Raw genomic sequence first — 5,614 nt, 5'->3', positions numbered from 1 at the left:
CCCGGCGCGTGCCAGGGCCTTCGGATTATCAGATGTGACCGGAGCGGCGCTCCGTCAAGATCAGCGCGAGTAGAACTCGACGATCAGATGCGGCTCCATCTGCACCGCGAACGGCACGTCCGACAGCGCCGGGATGCGGATGAACTTCGCGGTCATCTTGGAGTGGTCGGCCTCGATGTAGTCGGGCACGTCGCGCTCGGCGAGCTGGGTGGCTTCGAGCACCACGGCGAGCTGCTTGGAGGCTTCCTTGACCTCGATCACGTCGCCCGGCTTGACCTGGTAGCTCGCGATGTTGACCTTGCGGCCGTTCACCTTGATGTGGCCGTGGTTGATGAACTGGCGGGCGGCGAACATGGTCGAGACGAACTTGGCGCGGAACACCACGCTGTCGAGACGACGCTCGAGCAGGCCGATCAGGTTCTCGCCGGTGTCGCCCTTGAGACGGCCGGCCTCGACATAGATGCCGTGGAACTGGCGCTCGGAGATGTTGGCGTAATAGCCCTTCAGCTTCTGCTTGGCGCGCAGCTGCACGCCGAAGTCGGAGAGCTTGCCCTTGCGACGCTGGCCGTGCTGGCCCGGGCCGTATTCGCGACGGTTGACGGGGCTCTTCGGGCGGCCCCAGATGTTCTGGCCCATGCGGCGATCGATCTTGTACTTCGCCTCACTGCGCTTAGTCATCGCGTCCTCTTTCTACGTCTTTCGTTCGGGTTTGAGGAAACGCGCCCTCCTGTGTGTCCCGGAAACCGGGTCCACCGACAGGCCCATCCCCAAAGCATGAAGGGACGAGGCCACGGGTCGCGAAACGCAACGCGGGCCGAAAGCGGCCCGCGAGCAGGGCGGTTCTTAAGGGAGAAACCGCTGACTTGTCAAACCGGAATGGCCGTCTTGGCCGGCAAATCACCCCTTTGGCCCCCCGACGACGGTAATTTTCGGTCGCGACGCCTCGGATCTCCGCTCGACCTCCGCCGGCGGGCTGCCGGCCGCCGGACAGGCCCGCAGCTCGGCCGCGATCTCGCCGTTCAGCACCTGTTCGAGCCGGATGACGGTCCGCGCGATCATGGCGCCGTCGGTCACCCGGTGATCCCAGCGGATCAGGACGGGGATGGTCTGGTCGGGCCGGACGACGTCGTAATTGACGATGAACGGCCCCGGGCTGAGCGCGTGCAGCTGGCCGCCGCCGCAGGCCGCGATGCTGGTCACCGAGAAATTGCCGAACCAGTTGGCCCGCTGCCGGCCGAAGCTCAGCCCCACCCACCAGGCGAACCGCCGCAACGGCAGCGGCAGCCGGGTCGCCCGCATGATCTTGCGGAACATGGCGACGTCCTCGACCGGCGCCTCCTTGCCCTGGCGGATCATGGCGTCGATCTCGGCGAGGGTCATGGTCTCCGGGCCGGACACACGCTGCGGCAGCACGCAATCCTCGCCGTTCTCGACCCGGGCGATGGTCACGGTCGCGACGCTGCGCGGCAGCTCGTAGAAGCTGGGCCATGGCCATTTGACGTAGAGCGTGCGCAGCACCGGCTCGTCGCGGGCGATGAGCGCGAAGGCTTTCACGAACAGCGCGGCGAAGCCGGGCGGCCGGGCAGCAGCGGCGCGGGCTTCCAGCAGCGGGCCGATCTGGATGGTGCGGGACAGCGACACGAACGGCACGTCGCGCGAGGCATGCATCAGATCGATGATCAGACGGCGGTGCAGCGAGATCGGCCTGGTCTTTCCGCGCATCCTGAAACCCGTCACTCCCGCCGGTTCTGCTTGGCCTGGTCCCGTTGCCGGCGGCGGCTGCTGTTACCACCGCCCGCCGGGTCAGGGAAGCGCGGCTCTAGGGCGCGGGCGAGGCGAGCGGCTTGGTCTTGTCGACCACATAGACGCCGAGCACCTTCAGCCCCTTGTCGCCATGGACCTTGGCGTCGTGAACGACCCCGGCAGGGGTCTGGAACGAGTCGCCGGGCTTGAGGTGCCGGTCGGGCTGGCCCTCGACGATCAGATCGGCCTCGCCTTCCAGGATGTAGGCGGTCTCCATACCCGGGTGGGTATGCCGGCCCGCGGCGCCGCCGGCCGGGACCTCCGCGATCGCCTGGACGATGGTATGGCCGTCCGGAAAATCGGTCTTGTTCAGCATCGTCCGCTTGATCGCCGGCTGCTGCGCCAGTGCTGCGCCGAGCCCGAGCACGGCCAGCGACAGGCCGAAAATCGTCTTCTTCATCATGAGCTTCTCCCCCAATCTTGGTTTTCGTTCGGAACCTGAAGTGACGGTACCAACCAGCCGAATCAGCGCTTGATCCCCTCGAAGCTTGCGGCAATGCCGCGCTGGAACAAGGACCAGTCGAAGCCGAGCGCCAGGGCCAGGTAGCCGCGCGCGATCATCGCATTGGCCTGCGCGGCGGTGCGCGCGACGCCGCCGATCGGCACGCCCGACTTGAGGATGCCGGCCTCGGCGCGGGCCATCAGCGCCTGCACCTCGGGATCGTCGATCAGCCCGCGCTTGTTGATCGAGGTGGCGAGATCGCCCGGGCCGATGACGGCGATGTCGATGCCGGGGGTGGCCATGATCTCGTCGATGCGCTCGACCGCCTCGACATGCTCGATCGTGACCATGCAGATCATGTCGTCGTCGGCGGTCGCCATGTACTCGGCCATCGAGACGTTCCAATGGAACGGCGCGTGGAACGGGCCCCAGAGCCGGTCGCCGCGAGGCGGATAGCGCACGCTGCGGACCGCCTTCTCGGCGTCCGCGCCGGTCGTGATCATCGGGAAGTTGATGCCGAGGGCGCCGAGATCCATCGGCGCCTTGGCCAGATGCGGCTCGTTGGCGGCGATGCGCACCAGCGGCACGCAGGGCGTGCCCGACGTGGCCGTGATCATCGCATGCGCGGTGGAGAGGTCGATCGGGCCGTGCTCGAGGTCGACGATGATCCAGTCGAGCTGTTGCGCCATGATGCGCACGGTCTGGATGCTCGGGATGGTGGCGATGGCGCCGAAGGTCGGCCGCCTGTCGCGCCAGGCCTGCTTGAGGCGGTTGAGCGGCTTGGGGGGCGCGGACATCGTCGGGTCTCCGTCAGGCCGGCACGCGGCCGCCGAAATAGGGCGTCAGCACGCGGCTGAGCTGATGCGGCTTGTTCGAGGTGAAGATCATCGTGGCGCCGCCGTGATCGACGCGGCCCGACTGCGGGCCGAGCAGGTCGACGACGCGGCGCGCGATCGCGGGCGCAGGATCGATCCAGGCGACCGGCCAGGGCGCCAGCCGCTGCAGCCGGTCGAGCAGCAGCGGATAATGCGTGCAGGCCAGCACCACCGCGTCGGTGCGGGCGGTGGGATCGCCGGCATCGCCGGTGAAGCAGGGCGCGATCTCCACGGCGATCGCATCGTCGCTGACGCTGGTTCCGCTGAGCGCCGCCTCGGCGAGCGAGGCCAGCTCCGGCGAGCCGACCAAGGTCACGGCGCAACCCTGCGCGAAGTCGCGGATGAGGGCATGGGTGTATTCGCGCTGCACGGTGGCCTTGGTGCCGAGCACGGAGACGCGCTTGGTCCTGGACTGGGCGCAGGCCGGCTTGATCGCCGGGACGGTGCCGACGAACGGCGTGGCGTAGGCGGCGCGCAGCGGCGCCAGCGTCTGCACCGAGGCGGTGTTGCAGGCGATCACGACGAGGTCCGGCCGGTGAGCTGAGATCAGCTCGCCCATCAGTGGCACCACGCGGGCGACCAGCGCCGGCTCGCTGTGATGGCCATAGGGAAAGAACGCGTCGTCGGCGACATAGACGTAATGCGCATCGGGCCGCGCGCGCACCACCTCGCGCAGCACGGACAGGCCGCCGAGGCCGGAGTCGAACACGAGAATCGTCGGGCGGTGGGTCACGTCGCGAGTGTACCGGATCGGGCAGGGCGGTTCAGTCGGTTTTTCTGCCGCGTTTGGCGGAGCAGGGCGTTTCGGTGTGTTCCAGCGGCGGCCGCGAAGGTTCAAGCACGCATCGGTGAGCCGCCGCAGCAACCCAAACATTCGGTGTCATCCCGGCGAACGCCGGGATCCATAACCACCGGCGGACATTGGGGAGAAAACTGGATGCTCCCGCGTGCCCCACACGACCGCCGCGGAGTCTGGGTCCCGGGTCGGCGCCGCGCCGCCGCTGTGGCGTCGTCGCAGCTTGCCCGGGACGACGACGGAGTTTGCAGGCACGGCATCTCATCCTCGCACCCGCTGTCGCGTCCGAGTGTTGCTGATCTCATCGCCCTCTCCAAGATGAGGGCGCGGGGAAGGCCGGGTGCCGGTCGCACCCATGGCCCGCCTGCAGCAAAAAAAAGCAGGCGGCAGTCACCACAGGTACAGGCCGGATCATCCGGCCTTCCCCGCGCGATGGTTGGAACGGCTTATACGTGCTCTCCCCGGGGACCGGCTGTCTTGCCCCCGTCGCCTTGCGCGCTCGTCCAACTTGCGACGCCGGCTTGGCCTCAGCACCGGGAGGCCAGGACCACACGATTTCACCGTGCGCATCGGATCGTTCGTCGGCATGATCGCTCACGCTTCAACCCGACACGCCCACCGCATCCCGCGCCCAACGCTCGTGACGATCGCGACACGCCCCTCAAGTGGGACGGGATGCGATTGTGTAGCATGATTTCCGAAAAAAAGAAAACGAAAATTTCGTCTCTGCAGAAAGAAAGCCGGCTCGCATGGACGATCGGACTGGGGAGCGCAATTTCGCTGGAGCCGCCCCAAGGACGCTCACGTCAGGATATTCAGGCGGCCACAGACCCAAACTGCTCCTGGCGGCGTTTAGGCAGGGAGGACAGAGAACCAGTGGTTTCGAGGAGGGGCACGTGAAGCCAGAGCCTGCACCATCGACCGTCTATTTCGACGGCTCCTGTCCGCTGTGCCGGGCCGAGATCGGCTATTACGGCCGCACGGATCAGGCCGGCGCGCTGTGTTTCGTCGACGTCTCCAAACCCGGCGCCGAACCGCCGGCGGGACTGACCCGGCAACAGGCGATGGCGCGGTTTCATGTACGCGCCGCGGACGGGCGGCTGCTCTCGGGCGCCGCGGCCTTCGTCGAGGTCTGGCGGCGCCTGCCGCGCTGGCGCTGGGCGGCGCGGGCGGCGTTGCTGCCGGGCGCGCTGATCGTCCTGGAACTGGGCTACCGGCTGTTTCTTCCCGTGCGGCCGTTGATCTCGCGCAGCCTCGGACGCATCCTGCAACGCGGGGCCCGGGCTGAACGGCAGCAGACCGGCGGAGCGTGACGCAGCGTTCAGCCCGGCCAACCAACCCTGGTGGTGCGATGTCGCGATTTCTGGACTGGTTCTTCCGCGACCGCGCGACCGGCGAGATCACGATCGCGCAGATGCCCAACCCCGCGCTGTGGATCGTGCTGGCCGGCAGCGTCGTGGGCTGGATCTGGCATCCCGCGGGCCGGACCGGCGCCAACCTAGAGTGTCTGGTGAAAGCCGCTCTCGTGGTCTGGGCCGTCGACGAAATCGCGCGCGGCGCCAATCCCTGGCGGCGCTGCCTCGGGGCCGCTGTGCTGATCTATGAGATCGCGACCTTGATGTGAGACGTGCGCAGGTGCCGTGCGCAGCGCCGTCGTCCGACGTGTCACGACGATAACGCCGCGCCGGCAGACATTCG

General features: G+C 67.8%; 7 protein-coding genes. 2 read left to right on the top strand and 5 right to left on the bottom strand.

The features are described 5' to 3' along the window. Positions 1 to 60: 60 nt before the first annotated feature. From rpsD to murI, 5 genes are all read right to left on the bottom strand, one after another. Positions 61 to 678, bottom strand: coding sequence for a 30S ribosomal protein S4 (rpsD, locus tag BRAS3809_RS21160; protein WP_008964068.1), 618 nt, complete (start codon positions 676 to 678; stop codon positions 61 to 63). Between the two features lie 219 nt (positions 679 to 897). Then, positions 898 to 1,722, bottom strand: a complete 825-nt coding sequence (locus tag BRAS3809_RS21155; RefSeq protein ID WP_008964067.1) for a hypothetical protein — start codon at positions 1,720 to 1,722, stop codon at positions 898 to 900. Positions 1,723 to 1,819: 97 nt separating this feature from the next. Further along, complete coding sequence (locus tag BRAS3809_RS21150; protein WP_035657428.1) at positions 1,820 to 2,206, bottom strand: cupin domain-containing protein; 387 nt, start codon at positions 2,204 to 2,206, stop codon at positions 1,820 to 1,822. Positions 2,207 to 2,268: 62 nt separating this feature from the next. Beyond that, complete coding sequence (locus BRAS3809_RS21145) at positions 2,269 to 3,042, bottom strand: HpcH/HpaI aldolase family protein (protein ID WP_008964065.1); 774 nt, start codon at positions 3,040 to 3,042, stop codon at positions 2,269 to 2,271. Between the two features lie 13 nt (positions 3,043 to 3,055). Continuing rightward, a complete protein-coding gene (gene murI, locus BRAS3809_RS21140; RefSeq protein WP_008964064.1) occupies positions 3,056 to 3,853 on the bottom strand; it encodes a glutamate racemase in 798 nt (265 codons plus the stop codon). Positions 3,854 to 4,812: 959 nt separating this feature from the next. Here murI and BRAS3809_RS21135 point away from each other — a divergent pair. Together BRAS3809_RS21135 and BRAS3809_RS21130 are read left to right on the top strand one after the other, a co-directional pair. Then, positions 4,813 to 5,229 (top strand): thiol-disulfide oxidoreductase DCC family protein, encoded by a 417-nt coding sequence (locus BRAS3809_RS21135; RefSeq protein ID WP_008964063.1) that lies wholly within the window; start codon positions 4,813 to 4,815, stop codon positions 5,227 to 5,229. A 38-nt stretch (positions 5,230 to 5,267) separates the two neighbouring features. After that, on the top strand, positions 5,268 to 5,540 hold the full coding sequence (locus BRAS3809_RS21130) for a hypothetical protein (protein WP_008964062.1): 273 nt from the start codon (positions 5,268 to 5,270) through the stop codon (positions 5,538 to 5,540). Positions 5,541 to 5,614: the final 74 nt, after the last annotated feature.

Origin of the sequence: Bradyrhizobium sp. STM 3809 (genome assembly GCF_000239795.1) — a bacterium.
Taxonomy (GTDB): Bacteria; Pseudomonadota; Alphaproteobacteria; order Rhizobiales; family Xanthobacteraceae; genus Bradyrhizobium.
Note: the sequence above shows the minus strand (reverse complement) of the source record. Positions and strands in the feature narration are given on the sequence as shown.

Bases quoted from the DNA above. Each gene is read 5' to 3' on its own strand.
- BRAS3809_RS21150 (WP_035657428.1), bottom strand. From the start codon at position 2,206: ATGATGAAGAAGACGATTTTCGGCCTGTCGCTGGCCGTGCTCGGGCTC.
- BRAS3809_RS21155 (WP_008964067.1), bottom strand. From the start codon at position 1,722: ATGCGCGGAAAGACCAGGCCGATCTCGCTGCACCGCCGTCTGATCATC.
- BRAS3809_RS21145 (WP_008964065.1), bottom strand. From the start codon at position 3,042: ATGTCCGCGCCCCCCAAGCCGCTCAACCGCCTCAAGCAGGCCTGGCGC.
- rpsD (WP_008964068.1), bottom strand. From the start codon at position 678: ATGACTAAGCGCAGTGAGGCGAAGTACAAGATCGATCGCCGCATGGGC.
- BRAS3809_RS21130 (WP_008964062.1), top strand. From the start codon at position 5,268: ATGTCGCGATTTCTGGACTGGTTCTTCCGCGACCGCGCGACCGGCGAG.